This is a genomic window from Variovorax sp. PBL-E5, from assembly GCF_901827185.1.
Lineage (GTDB): Bacteria > Pseudomonadota > Gammaproteobacteria > Burkholderiales > Burkholderiaceae_C > Variovorax.
Genome location: NZ_LR594671.1, coordinates 5,464,291 through 5,488,301, shown reverse-complemented (window position 1 = coordinate 5,488,301; position 24,011 = coordinate 5,464,291). Strand labels below are relative to the sequence as shown.

Annotated in this window: 21 protein-coding genes and 1 pseudogene; 16 read left to right on the top strand and 6 right to left on the bottom strand. The window is 69.5% G+C overall.

The window, feature by feature from the left end:
• The first annotated feature begins 34 nt into the window (after positions 1-34).
• Positions 35-667 carry a response regulator transcription factor gene (locus WDLP6_RS26650; RefSeq protein WP_162594801.1) on the top strand — a complete coding sequence of 211 codons (633 nt, stop codon included), beginning with the start codon at positions 35-37 and terminating at the stop codon, positions 665-667.
• Here WDLP6_RS26650 and WDLP6_RS26645 read toward each other — a convergent pair.
• Both WDLP6_RS26645 and WDLP6_RS26640 read right to left on the bottom strand, forming a co-directional pair.
• The gene (locus WDLP6_RS26645) at positions 658-1,311 is read right to left on the bottom strand and encodes an OmpA family protein (protein ID WP_162594800.1); all 654 of its coding nucleotides are present in this window, start codon (positions 1,309-1,311) and stop codon (positions 658-660) included. The two genes, WDLP6_RS26650 and WDLP6_RS26645, sit on opposite strands and share 10 nt — an antisense overlap.
• A 110-nt stretch (positions 1,312-1,421) precedes the next feature.
• A complete protein-coding gene (locus tag WDLP6_RS26640; protein WP_174259907.1) occupies positions 1,422-1,565 on the bottom strand; it encodes a hypothetical protein in 144 nt (47 codons plus the stop codon).
• Here WDLP6_RS26640 and mltA point away from each other — a divergent pair.
• Both mltA and WDLP6_RS26630 read left to right on the top strand, forming a co-directional pair.
• Positions 1,564-2,703, top strand: coding sequence for a murein transglycosylase A (gene mltA / locus WDLP6_RS26635; RefSeq protein WP_162594799.1), 1,140 nt, complete (start codon positions 1,564-1,566; stop codon positions 2,701-2,703). The two genes, WDLP6_RS26640 and mltA, sit on opposite strands and share 2 nt — an antisense overlap.
• Positions 2,704-2,975: 272 nt before the next feature.
• Positions 2,976-5,017, top strand: a pseudogene (locus WDLP6_RS26630) (PhoX family protein).
• Positions 5,018-5,026: 9 nt separating this feature from the next.
• Here the strand turns inward: WDLP6_RS26630 and WDLP6_RS26625 are convergent.
• Positions 5,027-5,500 carry an Lrp/AsnC family transcriptional regulator gene (locus WDLP6_RS26625; RefSeq protein WP_162595267.1) on the bottom strand — a complete coding sequence of 158 codons (474 nt, stop codon included), beginning with the start codon at positions 5,498-5,500 and terminating at the stop codon, positions 5,027-5,029.
• Positions 5,501-5,605: 105 nt separating this feature from the next.
• On the opposite strand from WDLP6_RS26625, the gene mdeB reads away from it, so the two are divergent.
• From mdeB to WDLP6_RS26595, 6 genes are all read left to right on the top strand, one after another.
• Positions 5,606-8,251 carry an alpha-ketoglutarate dehydrogenase gene (mdeB, locus tag WDLP6_RS26620; RefSeq protein WP_162594798.1) on the top strand — a complete coding sequence of 882 codons (2,646 nt, stop codon included), beginning with the start codon at positions 5,606-5,608 and terminating at the stop codon, positions 8,249-8,251.
• Positions 8,252-8,298: 47 nt separating this feature from the next.
• Positions 8,299-9,258 carry an L-threonate dehydrogenase gene (gene ltnD, locus WDLP6_RS26615; RefSeq protein WP_332105596.1) on the top strand — a complete coding sequence of 320 codons (960 nt, stop codon included), beginning with the start codon at positions 8,299-8,301 and terminating at the stop codon, positions 9,256-9,258.
• Positions 9,255-10,523 (top strand): 3-oxo-tetronate kinase, encoded by a 1,269-nt coding sequence (otnK, locus tag WDLP6_RS26610; protein ID WP_162594796.1) that lies wholly within the window; start codon positions 9,255-9,257, stop codon positions 10,521-10,523. The genes ltnD and otnK overlap by 4 nt, the downstream gene beginning before the upstream one ends.
• A 94-nt stretch (positions 10,524-10,617) precedes the next feature.
• The gene (gene otnI / locus WDLP6_RS26605; protein WP_162594795.1) at positions 10,618-11,442 is read left to right on the top strand and encodes a 2-oxo-tetronate isomerase; all 825 of its coding nucleotides are present in this window, start codon (positions 10,618-10,620) and stop codon (positions 11,440-11,442) included.
• Complete coding sequence (locus WDLP6_RS26600; RefSeq protein WP_162594794.1) at positions 11,439-12,629, top strand: amidohydrolase family protein; 1,191 nt, start codon at positions 11,439-11,441, stop codon at positions 12,627-12,629. The genes otnI and WDLP6_RS26600 overlap by 4 nt, the downstream gene beginning before the upstream one ends.
• A gap of 50 nt (positions 12,630-12,679) precedes the next feature.
• Positions 12,680-13,339, top strand: coding sequence for an aspartate/glutamate racemase family protein (locus tag WDLP6_RS26595; RefSeq protein WP_162594793.1), 660 nt, complete (start codon positions 12,680-12,682; stop codon positions 13,337-13,339).
• A 42-nt stretch (positions 13,340-13,381) separates the two neighbouring features.
• Here WDLP6_RS26595 and WDLP6_RS26590 read toward each other — a convergent pair whose 3' ends face one another.
• Positions 13,382-14,755: a diguanylate cyclase domain-containing protein gene (locus tag WDLP6_RS26590; RefSeq protein ID WP_162594792.1), complete on the bottom strand. Its 1,374-nt coding sequence runs from the start codon at positions 14,753-14,755 to the stop codon at positions 13,382-13,384.
• Between the two features lie 55 nt (positions 14,756-14,810).
• Positions 14,811-15,371: a DedA family protein gene (locus WDLP6_RS26585; protein ID WP_162594791.1), complete on the bottom strand. Its 561-nt coding sequence runs from the start codon at positions 15,369-15,371 to the stop codon at positions 14,811-14,813.
• Between the two features lie 145 nt (positions 15,372-15,516).
• On the opposite strand from WDLP6_RS26585, the gene WDLP6_RS26580 reads away from it, so the two are divergent.
• Genes WDLP6_RS26580 through WDLP6_RS26570 form a run of 3 tightly spaced genes read left to right on the top strand, consistent with a single transcriptional unit; the run spans position 15,517 to position 18,588 of the window.
• Entirely contained in the window at positions 15,517-15,696 is a 180-nt protein-coding gene (locus tag WDLP6_RS26580) for a DUF3311 domain-containing protein (protein ID WP_162594790.1), read from the top strand.
• Positions 15,696-17,201: a monocarboxylate uptake permease MctP gene (gene mctP, locus WDLP6_RS26575; protein ID WP_162594789.1), complete on the top strand. Its 1,506-nt coding sequence runs from the start codon at positions 15,696-15,698 to the stop codon at positions 17,199-17,201. Before WDLP6_RS26580 ends, mctP begins: the two co-directional genes overlap by 1 nt.
• 13 nt (positions 17,202-17,214) lie before the next feature.
• Positions 17,215-18,588: an FAD-containing oxidoreductase gene (locus WDLP6_RS26570; RefSeq protein WP_162594788.1), complete on the top strand. Its 1,374-nt coding sequence runs from the start codon at positions 17,215-17,217 to the stop codon at positions 18,586-18,588.
• 22 nt (positions 18,589-18,610) lie between these two features.
• On the opposite strand, the gene WDLP6_RS26565 is transcribed toward WDLP6_RS26570, so the two are convergent.
• Complete coding sequence (locus WDLP6_RS26565) at positions 18,611-19,459, bottom strand: PA4780 family RIO1-like protein kinase (RefSeq protein WP_162594787.1); 849 nt, start codon at positions 19,457-19,459, stop codon at positions 18,611-18,613.
• 191 nt (positions 19,460-19,650) lie between these two features.
• On the opposite strand from WDLP6_RS26565, the gene WDLP6_RS26560 reads away from it, so the two are divergent.
• The 4 genes from WDLP6_RS26560 to WDLP6_RS26545 all read left to right on the top strand — a co-directional run bounded on the left by WDLP6_RS26560 (position 19,651) and on the right by WDLP6_RS26545 (position 24,008).
• The gene (locus tag WDLP6_RS26560) at positions 19,651-21,267 is read left to right on the top strand and encodes a tetratricopeptide repeat-containing diguanylate cyclase (RefSeq protein WP_162594786.1); all 1,617 of its coding nucleotides are present in this window, start codon (positions 19,651-19,653) and stop codon (positions 21,265-21,267) included.
• Between the two features lie 122 nt (positions 21,268-21,389).
• A complete protein-coding gene (locus WDLP6_RS26555) occupies positions 21,390-21,779 on the top strand; it encodes a hypothetical protein (RefSeq protein WP_162594785.1) in 390 nt (129 codons plus the stop codon).
• A 49-nt stretch (positions 21,780-21,828) separates the two neighbouring features.
• Complete coding sequence (locus tag WDLP6_RS26550) at positions 21,829-23,307, top strand: amidase (protein ID WP_162594784.1); 1,479 nt, start codon at positions 21,829-21,831, stop codon at positions 23,305-23,307.
• The gene (locus WDLP6_RS26545) at positions 23,304-24,008 is read left to right on the top strand and encodes a glutathione binding-like protein (RefSeq protein ID WP_162594783.1); all 705 of its coding nucleotides are present in this window, start codon (positions 23,304-23,306) and stop codon (positions 24,006-24,008) included. Before WDLP6_RS26550 ends, WDLP6_RS26545 begins: the two co-directional genes overlap by 4 nt.
• Positions 24,009-24,011: the final 3 nt, after the last annotated feature.

The window sequence follows — 24,011 nt, the reverse complement described above, 5'->3', positions numbered from 1 at the left end:
GCGCGCACCCGGCCGAATCCACGTACATCACTTCATGCAACCTCTGATCGATGCCCTGATCTTCATCGTCGACGACGACGCCAGCGTGCGCGAGGCGCTGGCCTGGCTGCTGCGCTCGCGCCGGCTGTCCAGCGAGCATTTCGCGAGCGCGGAGGAATTCGAAGCGCGCCTGGCCGGCGAGCCGCTGTCCGATCAGCCGCACTGCCTGCTGCTGGACGTGCGCATGCCGGGGACCAGCGGGCTCGTGCTGTTCGACCGGCTCGCGGAGCGCGGGCTGCTGGACATCATGCCGGTGATCTTCCTGACGGGGCATGCCGACGTGCCGACCGCCGTCGATGCGGTCAAGCGCGGCGCCTTCGATTTCTGCGAGAAGCCGTTCTCGGACAACGCATTGGTCGATCGCATCGAAGGTGCGCTCGGCACCTCGCTGCGCGCCGTCGAGGCGCAACGCGCCCGGCGCCGGCTGATGCACCGCGTCGAAGAGCTGACCGACCGCGAGCGCGACGTGATGCGGCTGGTGGTCGAGGGCCTGCCCAACAAGCTGATCGCCGATCAGCTCTCGATCAGCGTGCGCACGGTGGAAGTCCACCGCGCGCGCGTGTTCGAGAAGATGGAAGTCAAGTCGGCGGTGGAACTCGCGAACGTACTCCGCGGCCTTCAGCCCTGAGGGCGTTCGCCGACGTAGATCTCGACGCGGCGGTTCTGGGCGCGGCCGGCATCGGTGCCGTTGTCGGCGATCGGCTCGCGCGAGCCGCGACCCTCGATGCGGAACGTGGTGGCCGGCACGCCGCGTGCAACCAGGTAGTCGCGCGTGCTGGCAGCGCGCTCGACCGACAGCGGGTTGTTGATCGCGTCGGTGCCGGTGCTGTCGGTGTGGCCGATGATGCGCACCTCGGCGTTCGGATTGCCGCGCAGGCCGCTCGCGAACTGGTCGAGCACCGGCGCGAAGTTGGGCTTGATCGCGGCGCGGCCGACGTCGAACGAGACATCGCTCGGGATCGCCAGCTTGAGCTCGTTGTTGGCGGTCTGCGTCACCGTCACGCCGGTGCCCTGCGTGGCCGCTTCCATCTGGCGCTTCTGCGCTTCCATGCGCTGCGACCACAGGTAGCCGCCGGCCGCGCCGGCCAGCGCGCCCACCACCGCGCCGGTGCCGATCGCGCCGCGATTGCCGCCGGTCGCGGATCCGATGGCTGCGCCCGCGAGCGCACCGGCGCCGGCGCCGATGCCGGTGTTGCGCTGCGTGTCGCTCATGCCGGCGCAGCCCGACAGCACGAGTGCCGCGGCGGTCGTGGCGAGTACGAATTTTTTCATCTCGGTCCCTTTCGATGGTTTGGATTCTGGGTCGCAATGATTATTGCGAGTGAATTGGCAGCGATCGCGGCGGACGGTGGTTTCCGCATGTAACGCCATGTGGATCGCGCTCAGTCGCGCGGCGGTGGTGATGGTGGTGCGTCGTCATCGTCGTCGTGCAGTTCACCGCGCTTGCGGCCCGAGAACATGGTCCACCACACGATGAGAATGAACACGACGCCGGCTGCAAGCGCCTCAAGCAAAATCAGACCCATGAAAAATGGACTCCAGTGGCTGGTTGGGCTCGCGATCGTAGCAATGCTGGCCGGCTGTTCCTTCAGCACGCGGCCGCCCGCGCCCTTTCCGGAGCCGGCACCCGGCGTCAGCCCGCCGCGCGAACTGGGGCCGCTCACCGGCTCGCTCGCACATCCCAAGAGCCGCTGGGTGCCGGTTCCCTGGTCCGAGCTGCCCGGCTTCAACGATGACGCGCTGTACGAAGGCTGGGTCGCGATGGTCGCCAACTGCGGACGTCCGAACGCCGCCTTCGCGCCGCTGTGCCGCGACGTGCGGCAGCTCGCGCTGGCCGGCGCCGACGAGCAGCGCGACTGGATGATGCAGAAGCTGCAGCCCTACCGCATCGAATCGCTCGGCGGCCAGAGCGAAGGCAAGCTCACCAGCTACTACGAGCCGCTGTTCGAGGCTTCGCGGCGCCAGACTGCCAAGTACAACGTGCCGCTCTACCAGGCGCCGGCCGGCCTGGTCGCGCGCCGGCCCTGGTACACGCGGCAGGAGATCGACACGCTGCCCGAGGCGCAGGCAGCGCTGCGCGGTCGCGAAATCGCGTGGCTGGCCGATCCCATCGATGTGCTGATGCTGCACATCCAGGGCTCGGGGCGGCTGCGCATCACCGAGGTCGATGGCTCGCAGCACACGGTGCGCGTGGCTTTCGCCGCCACCAACGAGCAGCCCTACCGCAGCGTGCAGCAGTGGCTCACGAGCCAGGGCGCGGGCAAGGTCAGCCTGTGGCCCGACGACACCAAGCAATGGGTCGCGCAGAACCCGCAGCGCCTGTCGCAGCTGCTGTGGAGCAATCCGCGCTATGTGTTCTTTCGCGAGGAGGCGCTGAACGAGGTCGATGCGTCGTCCGGGCCGGTGGGCGCACAGGGCGTGCCGCTCACGCCGGGCCGCTCGATCGCGGTCGACCGCGACAGCATTCCCTACGGCACGCCGGTCTGGCTCGCCTCGCCCGGGCCGGCCGTGCCCTTGGCGAAGCTGGTGGTGGCGCAGGACACGGGCACCGCGATCGTCGGTGCGGTACGGGCCGACTACTTTGCCGGCACCGGTGCCGAGGCCGGGCGGCTCGCGGCGCGGATGAACCAGCCCTTGCGTCTCTGGGCCCTGTGGCCGAAGTAGCCGCGCCTTCTTTTCTTTCCTTCCTGCTGTTTCTCGACCCGGGCGCGCGCTAGGCAGCGCCCGCAGGCGGGGCGCCTTGGCGTTCTCGGCCGCCCAGATGGTCGTGCCTTTTTAGGCCCGGTCCGTTCGGGTCGGGCATCGAGAGCGCGAAGTCACGCCGCTGTCATCGACATTCCACGCCGGCGTCACGGAGGGCCTCTAAGTTTGGCTTCCTGACCAGAAGCTGACTTTTGGTCGAAACCCTCTCTTCCTTCCCCGACCTGAAAATCCCCATGCCCGATTCCAAAGCCCCCCACGCCTCCCGCCGCCAGGCGCTGAAGCTCCTGAGCGCCGCACCCATGCTCCCGCTGGGCGGCATCGCCTTCCTGACCGCCTGTGGCGGTGGTGGCGGCGGCAGCGCCGGCTTTCCGCCCATTGCGCCGGCACCTGTTCCGGCGCCCGCGCCGGCTCCCGGCTACGTCTCGGCCGAATTCACCGGCATGGCGGCGCCGTCGCTGAGCAAGCCCGAGGCGATAGCCACCACGACCGTGGGGTCGACGCTGAAGATCGCCTTCGACGACGGCAGCGCGCAGGAATTCAGGCTCGCCTACCAGCCCTTCTTCATCACCGGCGATGCCGTGCCGACGGCAAGGGCGGCACGATCCTGAGCGGCGGCTACTACGACATCCAGAACCAGCCGATCATCGACCGCTCGGTGGCGGGCAAGGAGCGGCAGTTCTTTTCCGATGCGCCGGACGGCACCTCGCTGCTCGTGCTGCCCGACGCCAAGGTCCCGGGCGTCAAGGGCAACACCGTGTTCGCGGTGGTCCAGTTCGAATACACGACGCGCGACCAGAGCGGCGCCAGCACCTACGGCGTGCTGCCCTCGCCGATCGCCGTGCTCACGCTCGACCAGGACCCGGCCACCGGCAAGCTCAGCCTCGTGAAGTACCACAACGTCGACATGTCGGGCGCACACGGCCTGTGGATCACCTGCGGCGCCAGCCTGTCGCCGTGGGGCACGCACCTGTCGAGCGAAGAGTACGAGCCCGACGCGACCACCATCGCCGCCAACGCCCAGTTCAAGGCCTACAGCACGAACGTGTTCGGCGACCCGACGAAGGCCAACCCCTACCACTACGGCCATCTGCCCGAGGTCACCGTGAACCCCGATGGCACCGGCAGCGTCAAGAAGCACTATTGCCTCGGCCGCATCTCGCACGAGCTGATCCAGGTCATGCCGGACATGCGCACCACGATCATGGGCGACGACTTCACCAACGGCGGCTTCTTCATGTTCGTCGCCGACAAGGCGATGGACCTGTCGGCCGGCACGCTGTACGTCGCGCGCTACGACGCCGGCTACTCGATCGACCCGGCGGCCGCGGCCACCAAGCTCTCGTGGATCAAGCTCGGCCACGCCACCAGCGCCGAAGTCGAGGCCCTGGCCGACTCGCTCACGGCCGCCGACATCGTGGACTCGGTGTTCGCGGTGCAGGATGCCAGCAAGAACGACGTCATTCCGCTGGCCCCGGTCACGCCGGTCGACGGCAGCTACACGCTGGTCTTCATGGACGGCAAGGCCAACTGGATCAAGCTCAAGCCCGGCATGGAGAAGGCCGCCGCCTTCCTGGAGACGCACCGCTACGCCAACCTGAAAGGCGCCAGCATGGCCTTCACCAAGATGGGGGGCACGACGGTCAACATCAAGGACAAGGTCGCCTACTCGGCGCTGCAGAACATCCAGGACTCGATGGTCAAGAACGGCAAGGGCTGGACGGTCGATACCAACGTGGCGCTGGCCAAGAAGCTTTCGGCGGGCGGCGTGATGGCGCACGACCTGGCCGGCGGCCAGAAGGACAGCGATGGCGCGGCGATCGACAGCGACTGGGTCCCGACGCAGACGCGCGCGCTGATCGTCGGCGAGGACATCACGGCCGACGCGCTCGGCAACACCTCCAACCCCGACAGGATCGGCAACCCGGACAACCTCAAGTTCTCCGAGAAGATGCGCACGCTGTTCATCGGCGAGGACAGCGGCAGCCACATCAACAACTTCCTCTGGGCCTACAACATCGACACGAAGAAGCTCTCGCGCCTGCTGTCGGTCCCCGCCGGCGGCGAGTCGACCGGCCTGCATGCGGTCGACGAGCTCAACGGCTGGACCTACATCATGAGCAACTTCCAGCACGCGGGCGACTGGAGCGCCCTCCACGCGAAGGTGCAGCCCACGCTCGATCCGCTGGTGCGCGCGAACTACAAGGACCGCTTCGGCGCCGCGGTCGGCTACCTCACGGCCGATCCGATGCAGCCGCGCCTGTCGAAGAAGGCCTGACCTGCGGCTTCAGGATGGCGTGGCCGGCAAGGGCAGCGCGGTCTTGTAGCGCACCTGCTTGAGCGCGAAGCTGGAGCGGATCTTCTCGATGCCGGCAATCGGGGTGAGCTGCTCGAGGATGAATTTCTCAAGCGCCGCGATGTCGGCGACGGCGACGCGGATCAGGTAGTCGCTGTCGCCGGTCATGAGGTAGCACTCCATCACCTCGTCGTGCTCCGCGATGCGCTGCTCGAACTCGGCCAGCGACTGCTTGCTCTGGGTCTTCAGGCTGATCGAGATGAACACGTTGAGCCCGAGCCCGAGCGCGGCCGCGCTCGCGAGCGCCACGTAGCGCTGGATCACGCCCGCGGTCTCGAGCGCCTTCACGCGCGCCAGACACGGCGAGGGCGAGAGGTGGACGCGGCGCGCGAGCGCGACGTTGGAGAGCGCGCCGTCGCGCTGCAGTTCATCCAGAATGCGGATGTCGATCGCGTCGAGCTGCATGGGATGCTTGGGTACCTTCACTCTGCGGAATTTTATGCTGCGCAAAGGTGCATGATGCCGGGTGAACAGCAGCTCATTCCATCGGCCGCGGCTTAAATTGCGGGAATGAACGCCCCGATCTCCTCCGACCAACTGCGCGCCCTGCTCGAGATGCCACCGCACGACTCCGATCCGCAAGAAACCGCCGAGTGGCGCGATGCTTTCGTCGCGCTGGCCGAGGCGCAAGGCCCGCAGCGCGCGCGCCGGATGCTCGACGAGCTCGCGCAGCTGGCCCGCGCCCGGCGCATCGGCTGGCAGCCCGAGCTGTCCACGCCCTATGTCAACACCATCGCGGTCGAGGCGCAGCCTGCCTTCCCGGGCGACCTCGCGATCGAGGAGCGCCTGGCTTCGCTGATGCGCTGGAATGCGCTTGCGATGGTGGTGCGTGCCAACCATTCGTACGGCGAGCTGGGCGGCCACATCGCCAGCTACGCCAGCGCGGCGGACCTCTTCGAGGCCGGCTTCAATCACTTCTTTCACGCACGAAGCGAGAGTCACCGCGGCGACCTCGTGTTCTTCCAGCCGCACAGCGCGCCGGGCGTGTATGCGCGCGCCTTCCTCGAAGGGCGGCTCAGCGAGGACGATCTGCTGCACTACCGCCAGGAACTCAGCGCGCCCGCCTTCACGCAGGGCGAGGGCGCGCGCGGCCTCTCCAGCTATCCGCATCCCTACCTGATGCCCGACTTCTGGCAGTTCCCGACCGGCTCGATGGGCATCGGTCCGATCAGCTCGATCTACCACGCGCGCTTCATGCGCTACCTCACGCACCGGCAACTGCTCGATGGCGAAGGCCGAAAAGTGTGGGGCGTGTTCGGCGACGGCGAGATGGACGAGCCCGAATCGATGAGCGCCTTGACGCTCGCCGCGCGCGAGAGGCTCGACAACCTCGTGTGGGTCGTCAACTGCAACCTGCAGCGCCTCGACGGCCCGGTGCGCGGCAACGGCCGCATCATCGACGAGCTCGAGAAGCTCTTCGCGGGCGCGGGATGGAACGTGATCAAGCTCGTGTGGGGCAGCGACTGGGACGGCCTGTTCGCGCGCGATGCGCAGGGTGCCCTGGCGCGCGCCTTCGCCGACACCGTCGACGGCCAGATGCAGACCTTCGCCGCCAAGGACGGCCGCTACAACCGCGACACCTTCTTCGGCCAGAACGAGGAACTCGCGCGCCTCGCGCAAGGCATGACCGACGAGCAGATCGACCGTCTCAAGCGCGGCGGCCACGACCTCGTGAAGATCCACGCCGCCTACGCCGCGGCCGCCGCGCACCGCGGCCAGCCGACCGTCATCCTGGCCCACACCAAGAAGGGCTACGGCATGGGTGCCGGCCAGGGCCGCATGACCACCCATTCGCACAAGAAGTTCGAGAGCGCCGACCTGATCGGATTCCGCAACCGCTTCGACCTGCCGCTGACCGACGAACAGGCGACCTCGCTGTCTTTCTACAAGCCGGCCGAGGACAGCGTCGAGATGCGCTACCTGAAGGCGCACCGCGCGGCGCTCGGCGGCTCGATGCCGCGGCGCGAGACCGCGTGCGAGATCGTGCCCAAGCCCGAACTCGCGGCCTATGCGAAGTTCGCGATCGAGGCCGCGGGCAAGGACATGAGCACCACCATGGCCTTCGTGCGCATGCTCGGCGCGCTGCTCAAGGACAAGGCGCTCGGCCCGCGCGTGGTGCCCATCGTGGCCGACGAGGCGCGCACCTTCGGCATGGCCAACCTGTTCAAGCAGGTCGGCATCTACTCGAGCGTGGGCCAGCGCTATGCGCCCGAAGACATCGACTCGATCCTGAGCTACCGCGAAGCGACCGACGGCCAGATCCTCGAGGAAGGCATCAGCGAGGCCGGCGCCATCGCGAGCTGGACCGCGGCGGCCACCAGCTACAGCGTGCACGGCCTCGCGATGCTGCCCTTCTACATCTACTACTCGATGTTCGGCTTCCAGCGCGTGGGTGACCAGATCTGGGCCGCGGCCGACCAGCGCGCGCGCGGCTTCCTGCTCGGCGCGACCTCGGGCCGCACCACGCTCGGCGGCGAAGGGCTGCAGCACCAGGACGGCACCAGCCACCTCATGGCCGCGACCATTCCGAACTGCAAGGCCTACGACCCGGCCTTCGCCGGCGAGATGGCCGTCATCGTCGATGCCGGCATCCGCGAGATGATGGTCGAGCAGAAGGACGTGTTCTATTACGTCACGCTGATGAACGAGAACTACGCGCAGCCCAGCCTGCCGGCCGAGGCGCATGCCGACGTGCTGCGCGGCTGCCATCGCTTCGGCCGCTATCCGGCGGACAGCGCGACGCCCCGGGTCACGCTGCTCGGGTCGGGCGCGATCCTCACCGAGGTCATCAAGGCCGCCGAGGCGCTGGCCGCGGAGGGCATCGCCTGCGAGGTGTTCAGCGTCACCAGCTGGAGCGAGCTCGCACGCGACGGCCGCGCCTGCGAGGAACGCGCCTTGGGCGGCGAGGCCGCAGCGGGCACGCCCTTCATCGCGCAGCAGCTGGGCCAGGCCAGCGGCCCGGTCATCGCCGCGACCGACTACGTGCGCGCCGTGCCCGAGAGCGTGCGCGCCTTCCTGCCCGCAGGCCGGCGCTACCTCACGCTCGGCACCGATGGGTTCGGGCGCAGCGACACGCGCGCGGCGCTGCGCAGCTTCTTCGGCGTCGATGCACAGAGCATCGCGCACGCGGCACGCCACGCGCTCGCGGCCGGCTGAGCGCGCGCCGCGCCCTCCGCGGGCAACTCCTCTTGCCGGGCGGGACGGTGCTTTTCTATGATGCCCGTCCCTTCCTCGAGGAAATCCAGATGGCAAGAGCAGGACTCATCGGCCTTGGTGCCATGGGCGCAGGCATCGCTTCGACCTTGCGCGGCAAAGACTACGAGGTGCACGTGTGCGACGCGCGCCCCGGCGCGGCCGTCGTCTTCGCCGAACAGGGCGGTGTCGCCTGGGCCACGCCGGCGCAGGTGGCCGCCCACTGCGACGTCGTCGTCTCGGTCGTGGTCAATGCAGCGCAGACCGAGGCCGTGCTGTTCGGCGAGGGCGGCGCGGCCGCCGCGATGAAACCCGGCAGCGTGTTCGTGATGTGCTCGACAGTCGATCCGCAGGCATCGATCGCGTTCGAGCAACGCCTGAACGCCGCCGGCATCCACTATGTCGATGCGCCGATCTCCGGCGGCGCGGCCAAGGCGGCGAGCGGCCAGATGACCGTCATGAGCGCGGCGCGGCCCGAGGCCTATGCCAAGGCCGATGCTGTGCTCGATGCGATGGCCGGCAAGGTCTATCGCCTGGGCGATCGCGCCGGCGCGGGCAGCAAGGTGAAGATCATCAACCAATTGCTGGCCGGCGTGCACATCGCGGCCGCGGCCGAGGCCATGGCGCTGGGCCTGCGCGAAGGCGTCGATGCGCACGCGCTCTACGAAGTCATCACGCACAGCGCGGGCAACAGCTGGATGTTCGAGAACCGCATGGCCCATGTGCTGGCGGGCGACTACAGGCCGCTGTCGGCGGTCGACATCTTCGTCAAGGACCTCGGCCTCGTGCTGGACACCGCGCGCGCGAGCAAGTTTCCGCTGCCGCTCGCTTCCACCGCGCACCAGATGTTCATGCAGGCCTCGAGCGCCGGCTTCGCGAAGGAGGACGACAGCGCGGTGATCAAGATCTTCCCGGGCATCACGTTGCCGTCGTCCTCTGCGTCCTCGACAGAATCCTCGACCTCTTCATGAAGCTTCTTCTCGGCTGCATCGCCGACGACTTCACCGGCGCCACCGACCTCGCCAACAACCTCGTGCGCGCCGGCATGCGCGTGGTGCAGACCGTCGGCGTGCCGGCCGCGCCGCCGGCTGCCGAGGTCGATGCGGTGGTGGTCGCGCTCAAGTCGCGCACCATCGCGCCGGCCGATGCGGTGGCGCAGTCGCTGGCCGCGCTGCACTGGCTTCGCGCACAGGGCGCGCGGCAGATCTACTTCAAGTACTGCTCCACCTTCGACAGCACCGCCCGGGGCAACATCGGCCCGGTGGCCGAGGCACTGATGGATGCGCTCGGCTGCGACTTCACCATTGCCGCGCCCGCCTTCCCGGACAACCAGCGCACCGTGTTCAAGGGCTATCTGTTCGTCGGTGACGTGCTGCTCGACGAGAGCGGCATGCAGAACCATCCGCTCACGCCCATGACCGACCCCAACCTCGTGCGCGTGCTGCAGGCGCAGACGCGGCGCAAGGTCGGTCTGATCGACCACCGCAGCGTGGCGCAGGGCGCCGCCGCGGTGCGCGAGCGCATCGCGCACTTGCGCAACGAAGGCGTGGGCATCGCGATCGTCGATGCGGTCTCCAACGACGACCTGCTGCGGCTCGGCCCGGCGCTGGCCGACATGCCGCTGGTCACGGCCGGCTCGGGCGTGGCGATCGGCCTTGCTGCCAACTTCGGACTCGCGCCCTCGTCCACCGCGGGCACGCTGCCGCCGGCGGCTGGGCAGCGTGCGGTGGTCTCGGGCAGCTGCTCGCTCGCCACCCACCGGCAGGTGCAGCACTTCATTGCAGCGGGCGGTGCGGCGTTCGCGGTCGATCCGCTGCAGATCGCGGCCGGCGTCGACGTCGTCGCGCAGGCGCTGGCGTGGGCCGCGCCGCGGCTCGACCGAGGGCCGGTGCTGGTCTACTCGACCGCCGATCCCGTCGCGGTGAAAACGGTGCAGGCCCGGCTCGGCGTGGAAGAAGCCGGCGCGATGGTGGAGCACGCCATCGCCGCCATCGCGCGCGGACTGGTCGAGCGCGGCGTGCGCCAGCTCATCGTGGCGGGCGGCGAGACCTCGGGCGCCTGCGTGCAGTCGCTCGGCATCGCGCAGCTGCAGATCGGCGCCCAGATCGATCCCGGCGTGCCGTGGTGCCACGCGCGCGCCGAGGCTGCGAGCGGCGTGGATCTCCACGTTGCGCTCAAGTCCGGAAACTTCGGCGCCGACGACTTCTTCTCGAAAGCCTTTAAAGTCCTGGGATGAGGTCGGGCAGGCAGGCCGACCCCCTGGGCCCCGCCCGGAGTCGATGAACTGCGCCGTCTTGCCGGCGCTCGCTGGTCAGAGAGAGATTGCCGTCATGCCCCGTTTCGCCGCCAACCTGTCGATGCTCTATGCGGAGCTGGATTTCCTCGACCGCTTCGAGGCCGCCGCCAGGGATGGCTTCCATGCCGTCGAATACCTGTTCCCCTATGCCCACGACCCGCGCGAGCTTGCTGCGCGCCTGGCGGCCAATGGCCTGCGGCAAGTGCTCTTCAACGGACCGCCGGGTGATTGGGAGCGCGATGATCGCGGCCTCGCCTGCCTGCCCGGGCGCGAGGCCGAATTCCGCGAGGGCGTGCACAAGGCGTTGGACTATGCCGCGGCGCTCGACTGCCCGCGCATTCACTTCATGGCCGGCCTGGTTCCGCAGGGCACCGAGCGCGAGACAGTGCAGCCGGTCTACATCGAGAACCTGCGCTGGGCCGCGGCCGAAGCGGCCAAGGCAGGGCGCGAGGTGCTGATCGAGCCGATCAACACGCGCGACATCCCGCGCTTCTTTCTCAACCGGCAGGACCATGCGCACGAGATCATCGAGCGGGTCGGCGCGCCCAACCTCAAGGTGCAGATGGACCTCTATCACTGCCAGATCGTCGAGGGCGACGTGGCGATGAAGATCCGCAAGTACCTGCCGACCGGCCGCGTCTCGCACTTCCAGATCGCCGGCGTGCCCGAGCGGCACGAGCCCGATCTCGGCGAGCTGAACCATCCCTATCTCTTTGACGTCATCGACGAGGTCTCGGCGCAATGCGGCTGGGACGGCTGGATCGGCTGCGAATACCGGCCGCGCCGCGGCGCGGTCGCGAACGGCACCTCCGACGGCCTGGCATGGATGCGCGCGCTGCCCCGCACGCCGCGCCCATGAAGCTCGAAGCCGTGCGCATCCCGCCGCGCCTGCGCGGCTTCACGGCGGGCGATGCGAATGTGTTCGACGTCACGCTGGCCGGCGCGCAGGTCGCCAGCATCGTGCCGAGCCCGCATCCGGCGCGCGGCACATTGCTCAGCGCCACGGTCGATGCCCATGCGCACATCGACAAGAACTTCACGGTGCAGGAGACCGGTGCGGCCGAGGGCCATCTGTTCACGGCCATCGAGCGCATGGCCGCCCATCGCGTGCACTGGACCGCCGATGCGCTGCGCTCGCGCATGCTGCGCGCTTTGCACGAAGCCTGGGCCGCCGGCACGCGCGCGCTGCGCACCCACCTCGACTGGCAGGGCGCCGAACCGCCGGTGTCGCTCGCGGTCTTCGAGCAGTTGCGCGAGCAATGGCATGGCCGCGTCGAGCTGCAGTTCGTCGCGCTCACGCCGCTCGACGTGTTCGCCGATGCCGAGGTGGGCCGGCGCATCGCGCAGTCGGTGCAGCGCGCCGGCGGCGTGCTCGGCGCCTTCGTCTACCGCAACCCGGGCATCGTGCACAAGCTCGGCCGCGTGTTCGACCTGGCGCAGGAGCACCAGCTCGCGCTCGACTTCCATGTCGACGAAGGGCTCGACCCCGAGGCCACGGGGCTGCGCACCATCGCCCACCTGGTGATCGCACGCGGACTGCACGGCCACGTGGTGTGCGGCCATGCCTGTTCGCTGTCCGCGCAGGACGACGCGGCGGCCACCGACACGCTGCGCCTGTGCGCCGAGGCCGGCATCCACCTGATCGCGCTGCCGACCACCAACCTCTACCTGCAGGGCGCGTGGGACCGCACGCCCGTGCCGCGCGGCATCACCCGCATCCGCGAGGCCGCGGCGCAGGGCGTGCGCGCGAGCCTCGCGACCGACAACGTGCAGGATGCCTTCTATCCCTATGGCGGCTACGATCTGCTGGAGACCTTCGGCCTCGGCGTGCAGATGGCGCATCTCGCGCCGGCCGCCGACTGGCTCGATGCGATCACCGTGAGCCCCGCGCGCGCGATGCGGCTGGCCTGGGACGGCCGCATCGCGCAGGGCTGCCCCGCCGACCTCGTGCTGCTGGCCGCGAGCGACGAGCACGAGCTGCTGGACCCGCACGGCCGGCGGCGCACCGTCATCCGCGCGGGGCGGGCTCTCGAGCACACCGAATAGGCGTCGCAGCTTTTTGGCGGCGATGCTGCGGCGACCTCAACGACACGACCATGCGCATCGCCTGCCTTCACACCGCCGACAGCAACATCGCGATCTTCGAGACCGCCGCGGCCGAGTTCGGCCTGGCACAGGACGCGCTTCGCCATGTCGTGCGGCCCGAACTCCTGCTCGATGCCGAGAAGGCCGGCGGTCTGACGCCGGCGATCGCCGAGGCCACCGGTGCGCTGCTTCTTTCGCTGGGCGAGGACGCGGATGCCGTGCTGCTCACCTGCTCCACACTGGGGCCTTCGATCGACGCTGCGATGGCACGTTCGCGCGTACCGATGCTGCGCGCGGATGCGGCGCTGGCCGATGCCGCGGTCGACGCGGGCGGCAAGGTCGTCGTGCTGTGCGCGGCCGGGACGACCGTGGCGCCGACGACGGCGCTGTTCGAGCAAGCGGCGCAGCGCACCGGCGCGAGGGTGGACGTGCGGCTCGTCGCGGGCGCGTGGGCGCTCTTCGGGCAGGGCGACGCGCAGCGCTACGCCACATCGATCGCCGACGCGGCGACGGCCGCCTATGCCGCGGGTGCGGACAGCGTGGCGCTGGCCCAGGCGTCCATGGCGCCTGCGGCCCGGCTGGGCGCGGGCCGCCGCCCGTTCACCAGCCCCGTGGCCGGGCTGCGTGCCGCACTGGCCGCGATGTCCGGCCGCGCGAACGTGCTGCGGTAACGCGGCGGGCGCGCGTGGCCTGATGCAGGCCATCCGCCCGCCTCAGGATCCCGGCGCGCTCGCTGCCAGGCGAAAGCCGTTGCCGCCTTCCCGCTTGGCGCGGTACATCGCTTCGTCGGCATGGCGGATCAGGCGCGTCGGATCGTCGCCGTGCTCGGGCCACAGCGCGACGCCGATGCTCGGCGAGACCGACACCACCTCGCCGCCGAGGTCGAAGGGCCGGCCGAGCGCGGCAAGGATGCGCTCGGCCATCTCGAGCGCCTGCTGCGGTGCGGCCGGCGAATCGAGCAGCACCAGGAACTCGTCGCCGCCGACCCGCCCGACGGTGTCGGATCCGCGCATGCAGGCTTCGAGGCGGCGCGCGGTCTGCTGCAGCAGCAGGTCGCCCGCCGCATGGCCCAGGCGGTCGTTGACCTGCTTGAACATGTCGAGGTCGAGGTAGAGCAGCGCGAACGGCGCGGCGTGTCCGCGCGGGCCGTCCAGCGCCGCGCGCATCCGCTCCTGCAGCCGCTCCCGGTTGGGCAGACCGGTCAGCGCGTCGTGCTGGGAGGCGTGCAGCAGCCAGGCCTCGATCTGCTTGCGCTCGATCGCCGCGGCGACCTGGGCGCAGACGAACTCGAGCAGTTCCACGTCGCGCTCGGCGTAGTGCACCTCGGGCGAATAGCTCTGCACGACCAGCGCGCCGATGACGCCCTTCTTCTGCGTCTTGAGCGGCACGCCGAGCCAGGCGAGCGAGTCCGGTCCGACGTCGAGCTGCACGCGCGCCGGCAGCGCGGCCTCGGCGTCGGAGGTGCGAAGCAGGGCGCGCCCGGTGCGGATCACCTCGGCGCTGAGCGTGTCCGAGTCCAGCGGGCGCGGCGCCAGCACCTTGAAGCCGTCGTCGGCGTGGTAGGGGAAACTCAGCTCGGCCGTCGTTTCGTCATAGAGCGCGACGAAGAAATTCGCGGCCGGCAGCAGCTCGCCGATGATGTGGTGCACGCGCTGGAACAAGGCCACCAGGTCCCTGGCGGCGAAGGCGGCCTCGGAGACCGCGTGCAGCGCCGCCCGCATCGACTCGGCGCGCTTGCGCTCGGTCACGTCGCGCGCGACGGCGACCCGCATCTGGCGCACCGGGGACCATTGGGCCGACCACATGATGTGCACGATCTGCCCGTCCTTGCGCAGATAGCGGTTCTCGAAATGGGGCTTGTGTGTGCCGGCGACGATCTCGTCGACCGCGTTCAGCGTGCGGGGGCGGTCGGCGGGGAACACGAAGTCGATCATCGGCTGGCCGATCATCTCGTCGGCCGCGTAGCCGAACACGCGCTCGCAGGCGCCGCTGACGAAGACGAAGCGTCCCGCGGTGTTGACGACGCAGACGACGTCGAGCAGCAGGTCGAGGACGTCGGTGAGAAACGCGCTGTCGTTCGTATTCATGCAGGAGGACGAGGGGGATGGTAACGGATGCGTGCGCTTCGTCCGGGGCTTGTGCTCAGCGCCGCGATCGCCATTGCCGGAACAGCGCGATCACCAGCGTGATCACCAGCGCGGCCAGGATGATCTGATGCTCATACGGACGCAGGCGTCCGACCGAGGCATGGATCCAGCCCGTGAGCGTGACGCCGAACAGGCTCACCACCGTGGCCCAGACCACCGACGCGATGGCGGTGAGCGCCGCATAGGTGGGCGCGCGCATGCGGCCCATGCCGAGCGCGGCCGGCAGCACGACGCGAAAGCCCCAGGCGAAGCGCATCAGGAAGATCGTCGCCACCGGATGGCGGGCGACGAAGCCGTTGACGCGCTCGATGTGGGCGCGCAGCTTCGGGCGGCGCACCAGCAGCTCCGCGCCCTTGCGGCGGCCGAGATGGAAGTAGAACTGGTCGATCAGGAAGGCTGCCGCCGCGCCGCACGCGACCAGCGGCCACAGCGACAGATAGCCTTCGTGGACGGCGTAGGCGCCGAGCATCAGCATGGTCTCGCCCTCGAACAGGCCGGCGATGAAGACGGCGAGGTAGCCGTAGTGCTCGAGCAGATGGGACAGATGCAGGTCCATACGCCCGATCATGCCGTCAAGCAAGCTCGTTGCCCAACGCCCGGCGTGCGCTGTCTCATTCCGGCGCCGCGCCGCATGCGCGGCGCGTTTGCTCTGTAAACTTTGCCCGTGCCGTGAAGAACAACACTTTCAAGGAAATCAGCACATGTGGATCCTGCTCCTGCTGCCCTTCGTCGGCTTGCTGTGGCTGCCTTTCTACAACAGTGAGCTGCCGGCGCTCCTCGGCTTTCCCTTCTTCTACTGGTACCAGCTGCTGTGGGTGCCGATCACGGCCCTGCTGATCTGGATCGTGTACCGCCATCACTACGAACAGGGAGACGAGTGATGGACGGCCAGATCAACTGGACCGCGCTGGTGGTCTTCGTCTTCTTCTTCGTGCTGGTCACCGTGATGGGCTTCGCGGCCTCGCGCTGGCAGACCGGCGGCACCGCGTCCAAGGGCGCGCACCTCGACGAGTGGGGCCTGGGCGGGCGCAACTTCGGCACCTGGATCACCTGGTTCCTGGTCGGCGGCGATTTCTACACCGCCTACACGGTGATCGCCGTGCCGGCGCTGGTCTATGCGGTCGGCGCCTACGGCTTCTTCGCGCTGCCCTACACGATCCTCGTCTACCCGATCGTCTTCGTGATCATGCCGAAGCTCTGGCATGCGGCGCACCGCGCCGGCCACGTGACGGCGGCCGACGTGGTCTATGGCCGCTACGGTTCGCGCGCGCTCGAACTCGCGATCGCGATCACCGGCGTCGTTGCGACCATGCCCTACATCGCGCTGCAACTCGTCGGCATGGAGGTCGTCATCAAGGCGCTCGGCCTCACCGGCGAGCTGCCGCTGGCGGCGGCCTTCGTGATCCTCGCGCTCTACACCTATTCGGCGGGGCTGCGCGCGCCGGCACTGATCGCCTTCGTCAAGGACCTGATGATCTACATCGTGGTGCTGGTGGCGGTGGTGCTGGTGCCGATCAAGCTCGGCGGCTACGCGAGCGTGTTCCATGCGGCCGGCGATGCCTTCGCGGCCAAGGGCGGCGCGACCGGCCTCACGCTCAAGCCGGCGCAGTACCTGCCCTTCGCGAGCCTGGCGCTGGGCTCGGCGCTGGCGGCCTTCATGTACCCGCACACGCTGACCGGCATCTTCGCCGCGAAGAGCGCCAACACGATCCGCAAGAACGCGGTCTTCCTGCCGGCCTACACGGTGCTGCTGGGCCTGATCGCGCTGCTGGGCTACATGGCCTATGCGGCCAAGCTCAGTGTGAAGAGCAACAACGACGTGGTGCCGGCGCTCTTCAACGCGCTCTTCCCGTCGTGGTTCAGCGGCTTCGCGTTCGCGGCCATCGCGATCGGCGCGCTGGTGCCGGCGGCGGTGATGTCGATCGGCGCGGCCAACCTGTTCACGCGCAATTTCTGGAAGGCCTATGTGCAGCCCGACGTGACGCCGGCCGGCGAGGCGAAGGTCGCGAAGATCGTCTCGCTGGTGGTCAAGCTCGGCGCGCTGGTGTTCATCCTGCTCCTGCCGACGCAGTTCGCGCTCGATCTCCAGTTGCTCGGCGGCGTCTGGATTCTGCAGACCTTTCCGGCGGTGGTGTTCGGCCTGTTCTTCGGCTGGTTCCGCGCGCCGGCGCTGCTGGCCGGCTGGGTGGTCGGCCTTGTCGGCGGCAGCTGGCTCGCGTTCACGGACGGCATCAAGCCGGTCCATACCTTCGTGGTCGGCGGCGGCAGCTTCGCGCTCTACACCGGGTTGAGCGCGCTGGTGCTCAACATCGTGGTGGCGGCGGCGGTGCAGCTGGTGATCAAGGGCGGCCCGTTGCGCGAGACGGCGCCGGTGCCGGCCCGGTAGGGCGAGGCTGCGAATGAAGCACGCGTTCGACGCCATCGTGATCGGCGCCGGACAGGCCGGCCCTTCGCTGGCCGGCCGCTTCGTCGCGGCGGGAATGACGGTGGCGATCGTCGAGCGCAAGCTGTTCGGCGGCACCTGCGTCAACACCGGCTGCATGCCGACCAAGGCGCTGGTCGCGAGCGCGTACGCCGCGCACCTGGCGCGCCGCGCGCGCGACTTCGGCGTGACCATCGACGCGCCGGTGGGTATCGACATGCCAGCCGTCAAGGCGCGCAAGGACAAGGTGTCGAGCGACGCGCGCCACGGCGTCGAAAAGTGGCTCCGGCAGATGAAGGGCTGCACCGTCTTCGAAGGCCACGCGCGCTTCGTGTCGGCGACCGAGCTGCGCGTCGGCGACGACACGCTGGGCGCGCCGCGCGTCTTCATCAACGTGGGCGGGCGCGCGGCCGTGCCGCCGCTGCCGGGTGTCGAGGACGTGGCCTTCCTCACCAACACCTCTATCCTCGAACTCGATCGCGTGCCGCGCCATCTGGTGGTGATCGGCGGCAGCTACATCGGCCTCGAGTTCGCGCAGATGTACCGCCGCTTCGGCGCCGAAGTGACGATCGTCGAGAAGGGCCCGCGCCTCGTCGCGCGCGAGGACGCGGATGTCTCGCGTGCGATCCGCGAGATCCTCGAAGGCGAAGGCATCGCGGTGCGGCTCGATGCCGAGTGCATCCGCTTGCGGCCCGACGGCGAGGCCATCGCGGTCGGCGTCGATTGCCAGTCCGGCGAACCCGAGGTGAGCGGTTCCCATGTGCTGCTGGCCGTCGGCCGGCGGCCGAACACCGACGACCTCGGCCTCGAACACGCGGGCGTCGAGACCGATGCGCACGGCTACATCCGCGTCGACGACGAACTCAGGACCTCCACGCCCGGCATCTGGGCGCTGGGCGACTGCAACGGGCGCGGCGCCTTCACGCACACCGCCTACAACGACTTCGAGATCGTCGCCGCCAATCTGCTGGACAAAGACAGGCGCCGCGTGAGCGACCGCATCCCGGCCTACGCGCTGTACATCGATCCGCCGCTCGGCCGCGTCGGCCTCACCGAGGCCCAGGCGCGTGCCTCGGGCCGGCGCATCGAGGTCGGGCAGCGCCCGATGACCCGCGTCGGCCGTGCCGTGGAAAAGGGCGAGACGGCCGGCTTCATGAAGGTGGTGGTCGATGCCGACACGCGCGCCATCCTCGGCGCGGCGATCCTGGGCGTCGGCGGCGACGAAGCCATCCACGGCATCCTCGACACCATGGCGGCCGGCGCGACGGGCGATGCGCTGCGGCGCACGATGCACATCCATCCGACGGTGTCGGAACTCATCCCGACGGTCCTCGGCGAATTGAAGCCCTGAGCGAGGCGCGCCGGCCGAGGGATCAGCTCCGGGTCTGCAAGCGCAGGCGCCGTGCGGCCTCCTCGGCACGCGCATCGCCGACCTCGCGCAGGACGCCTTCGAGGTCGACCGCGCCGGCCTGGCGCGCGAACACGCCGGTCAGCGCCGAGCCCGGGCGCAGGGCGCCCTGCTCGTACAGTTGCCAGATCTCCTCGCCGTAGTGGGTGGCCAGCAGCTCGGGCGCGAACTGGCCGAAGAAGCCGCGCAGGTTGGCGACGTCGCGCAGCAGCATGCGTCTGGCGTGGTTGTTGCCTGCGGCGTCCACGGCCTGCGGCAGGTCGATGATGACCGGGCCGTCGGCCGCCAGCAGCACGTTGAACTCCGACAGGTCGCCGTGCACGACACCGGCACACAGCATGCGCACCACCTCCGTCAGCAGGGTTGCGTGGTGCGTGCGCGCCTGCTCGGGCGCGAAGGCGACGTCGTTGAGCCGCGGCGCCGCATCGCCCTCGGCATCGGTCACGAGCTCCATCAGCAGCACGCCGTCCCAGAAGTTGTGCGGCACCGGCACGCGCACGCCGGCGGAGGCCAGCCGATAGAGTGCGTCGACCTCGGCGCTCTGCCACGCCGCCTCGGTGACCTCGCGTCCGAACTTCGTGCCCTTGGCCATCGCGCGCGCCTGCCGCGTATTCTTGACCTTGCGGTTCTCGGTGTAGTCGACGGCCTGCCGGAAGCTGCGCTGCGTCGCTTCCTTGTAGATCTTCGCGCACAGCGTCTCGTCGCCGCGGCGCACGACGTAGACCATCGCCTCCTTGCCGCTCATCAGCTGCCGCACCACGGTGTCGATGAGGCCTTCGTCGATCAACGACTGCAGCCGTGCGGGCGTCTTCATCGGCGCATGCGCGTCGGCCGCCCTGCTGCAGGGACCTGGCGCCATACCTTCTTCAACATGCGGAATTCCTGAACGAACCCGAAAGCGGGATGGACGCATCATGCCTTCCCGTCGCGCAGTGCCGACAGCAGCGTGGCTGAATGGTGACGCACTTCTTCCTGACGCCGCCCGCCATGCCGGACAATCGCCGCATGGATGCACAGCAATCTTCGGAGCCCTCGGCGTCCGCACCGCTCGACGAAGCGCGGCGGTTGCTCGAGGGCGGCGAGGTCGAGGCGGCGCGCAGCCTTGCGGTGTCGGTGCTGAAGACGGCCGAGGATCTGGGCGACCGGTCGATGCAGGCGCGGGCGCTGATGGCGCTGGCGCAGTACGACCGCGTGCTCGGGCAGTTTCGCCGTGCCATCGCGACGGCGCAGCGGGCCGTGCAGCTGTCGCAGCTCGATGGCGACATCTCCAGCGAGGCCTCGGCGCTGTCCCTGTTCGCGCATGCCAGCAGCATCCTGGGGCGCGATGCCGAGGCGGTCGAGGCGGCGCTGCTCAGCGTGAAGCTGGGCGAACTGCTGTCGCCGGGGCCGCACCAGGTCAACCTGCACAACTACCTCGGCGTCACCTACCTCTGGAGCAAGAGCTTCACGAAGGCCGAGGCCTCGCTGCGCGAGTCCGAGCGCCTTGCGCTGCTCTACGCGCCCGTGAGCAATGTATTGCTGCCGCGCACCAACCTGGCCTGGCTGGAAGTCATGCGGCTGTCCAGCGAGCGCTACTTCACCGGCGTGATGCCCAGCACCGCCACCCTGCGCCAGCGCCTGGCCGATTGCAGCGATCTGTTCGAGGAGGGCTCGCCGTTTCCGATGCTGCCCGGCGTGCGTTCCGTCCTGCAGCGCTTCGCGCGCTCCAGCCTGGCGCTGTGCCTGTGCTGGGAAGGCCGCCTCGATGCCGCGGAGCAGGAATGGATCGCCGCCGAGGACCGCGCCCAGCCGGCCAAGTACGCGCAGGTGGCCAACGTCATCAGCCACTGGGTGCGCGCCGAGCTGCACTGGGGCCGGCAGGACATGGAAGGCGCCCAGCGCGAGGCCGCCGTCCTGATCGAGCTGGCGGGCGATGCCGAATTCGAGCAGATGGCCAATGTGGGCCACCTGCTGCTGACCCAGATCTTCAAGGCGCAGGGCCAGTACGCCCGTGCGCTCGAGGAAGAGGGCGCGCACCGCCGGCGCGAGTTGCGCGTGCGCAGCGAGATCCTCGACAGCCGCCACGGCGTCGTGCAGACCCATCTGGACATCCGCACCAGCGAGCAGCACCTGCGCCTGCTGGCCCAGCATTCGCAGGAGCTGGAGCGGCTGTCCTTCGAGGATTCGCTGACCGGGATTCCGAATCGCCGCAGCTTCGACGTTGCGCTGGCCCAGGCGCTGAAGAACGAATCGAATTCGAAGCAGCCGCTGTGCCTGGCGCTGATCGATCTCAACGACTTCAAGTGCGTCAACGACACCTACTCCCATGCGGCGGGCGACGACGTGCTCAAGACCGTCGCCGATGCCATCCGGGCTTCGGTGCGGCAGACCGACCTGCCCGCCCGGCTGGGCGGCGACGAATTCGTCGTGCTGTTCCCGCACACGACCGTGGAGGCGGCGCAGTCGCTGTGCCGGCAGATCCATTCGAAGATGGCCGCCCTGCGCTGGGACCATTGGTCGCCCGAACTCCGGGTCACCGTGAGCATCGGCGTCGCGCTGGCCGAAGCCGAGGACACCCCGGAGATGCTGTTCCGCCGCAGCGACCGCAAGATGTTCGAGGCCAAGGCGGCGCTCGAAGCCTGAGCCCGCCGTGCGGCCTGGGACTCGCCGCGCAGCTCTTCCCGTCCCACAAGCCCCGGCGCCTGCGGGCCGCACACTGGCAGCGCAGCAGCGCCGTCCTGGCGTTGCGAAAAGGAGCGCCTCTCATGAAATCCGCCGTTCATTCCACCCTGGCTCTCGTCCTTGCGGCGGGCGGTCTTCTTCTCGCCGGCGCCGCCTCGGCCGCGGACCCCGCGGGGGGCGGCACGACGCTGCAGCGCGAGCGCGCCACCTGCGATGGCGTCCAGCAGGACCGCGCCGCCTGCCTGCGCGAAGCGGGCGCAGCGCGTCAGGAAGCCGCGCGCAACGGACTCACCAGCCCGCCGCCGAGGGTGGAAGAACAGAACGCGACGGCACGCTGCAGCGAGCAGCCGGCTTCCGCGCGCGCCGAGTGCGAGGCCCGCATGCGCGGCACCGGCCGGACCACGGTGGAAGGCAGCGTGATGGGCGGCGGCATCATCCGCGAAACCGTGACGCCGATTCCCGCGAAGCCCTGAGCGCCTGCGCCCTTGAGCGCCCGGCCCCGTGGAGGCCGATACTGCGCGCATGAATCCGACCGAACTCGTCGCGCTGAGCGCGACCGCGCTGTCCACTGCGATCCACGCGCGCAGCGTGTCGTGCCGCGAGGTGATGCGGGCCTACCTCGCGCAGATCGCGCGCTTCAATCCGCAGGTCAATGCGCTGGTGTCGCTGCAGGATCCCGAGCGTCTGTTGGCAGAGGCCGATCGGTACGACGAGGCGTTGCGGCGCGGCGAGTCGATGGGCTGGATGCATGGCTTTCCGCAGGCGCCCAAGGACCTCGCGGCGACCGCGGGCATCCCGACCACGATGGGCTTTCGCGCGCTCGCGCAGCACGTGCCGCCGCACGACGCGTGGGTGGTGGAGCGGATGCGCCGCGCCGGCGCGATCTTCGTCGGCAAGAGCAACACGCCCGAGTTCGGCCTGGGCTCGCACACCTACAACGGCGTCTTCGGCGCCACGCGCAATGCCTGGGACCCGGCGCGCTCGGCCGGCGGCAGCAGTGGCGGCGCCGCGGCGGCGCTGGCGCTGCGGATGCTGCCGGTCGCCGACGGCAGCGACATGATGGGGTCGCTGCGCAACCCGGCCGGCTGGCAGCACATCTACGGCATGCGGCCCTCGATGGGCCTCGTTCCGCACGGGCCGGCGGACGAGCTGTTCTTCCAGCAGCTGGGCACCGAGGGCCCGATGGGCCGCACGCCGCAGGACGTGGCGATGCTGCTGTCGGTCCAGGCCGGCCCCGACCCGCGTGCGCCGCTGTCGCAGAACGGCGATCCGGCGCGCTTCGCCGCACCGCTGGCACGCGACTTCGCCGGCACGCGCATCGGCTGGCTCGGCGACTATGGCGGCCGGCTGCCGATGGAGGCGGGCGTGCTGTCGCTGTGCCAAGCATCGCTGCGCCACTTCGAGGACATCGGCTGCACGGTCGAGGACGCCCGCCCGGACTTCGACATGGAACGCCTGTGGCGCAGCTGGCTCACGCTGCGCAGCTTCCTGGTGGCCGGCCGGCTGCGGCCGGTGCACGCGGATGCGCGCCAGCGCGCGCTGCTCAAGCCGGAGGCGATCTGGGAAATCGAGCAGGGCCGGCATCTCGATGCGCAGGCGGTCTACCGCGCCACCTGCGATCGTTCGGCCTGGTACGGCGCACTCGGCCGGCTGTTCGAGCGCTACGACTACCTGGTGCTGCCGAGTGCGCAGGTCTTCCCCTTCGACGTCGGCATCGCATGGCCGAAGGACGTCGGCGGGTGCGCGATGGACACTTACCACCGCTGGATGGAGGTGGTCATCGGCGGCACGCTGGCCGGCTTGCCGGTGATCGCAGTGCCGGCCGGCTTCAATGCCGAGGGCCTGCCGATGGGGCTGCAGATCATGGGCCGGCCGCGTGCCGATCTGGAGGTGCTGCAGATCGCCGATGCGTGGCATCGGGCCGTGCCGTTCGCCGACCGGCGCCCGCCGATGCTGGACGCGCACGGCATGCATACTGGCGGCTCCAAGGACCCTGCATGACCGATCTCACTGCCTTCCCCATCACCCGCAAATGGCCCGCGCGCCATCCCGATCGCATCCAGCTCTATTCGCTGCCGACGCCCAACGGCGTCAAGGTCTCGATCATGCTGGAGGAGACCGGCCTGCCCTACGAGCCGCATCTGGTGGCCTTCGACCACCACGACCAGCTGTCGCCGGAGTTCCGCTCGCTCAACCCCAACAACAAGATCCCGGCGATCCTCGATCCGAACGGTCCGGACGGGCAGCCGCTGGGGCTGTTCGAATCGGGCGCGATCCTGGTCTACCTGGCCGGCAAGTCGGGCCAGCTCATGCCGAAGGACGACGCGGGCCGCTACCAGACCCTGCAGTGGCTGATGTTCCAGATGGGCGGCATCGGTCCGATGTTCGGCCAGGTCGGTTTCTTCAACAAGTTCGCCGGCAAGGCCTACGAGGACAAGCGCCCGCGCGATCGCTATGTCGCGGAGGCCAGGCGCCTGCTCGGCGTGCTCGAAGAGCGGCTCGCGGGCCGGGCCTGGATCATGGGCGATGCGTACACCATCGCCGACATCGCGACCTTCCCCTGGGTGCGCAACCTGATCGGCTTCTACGAGGCTGGCGAGCTGGTGGGGATCCAGGACTATCCGCAGGTCACGCGGGTGCTCGAAGCCTTCGTTGCGCGGCCCGCGGTGGTCCGCGGCCTGGGCATCCCCGCGCAGGGCTGAGCC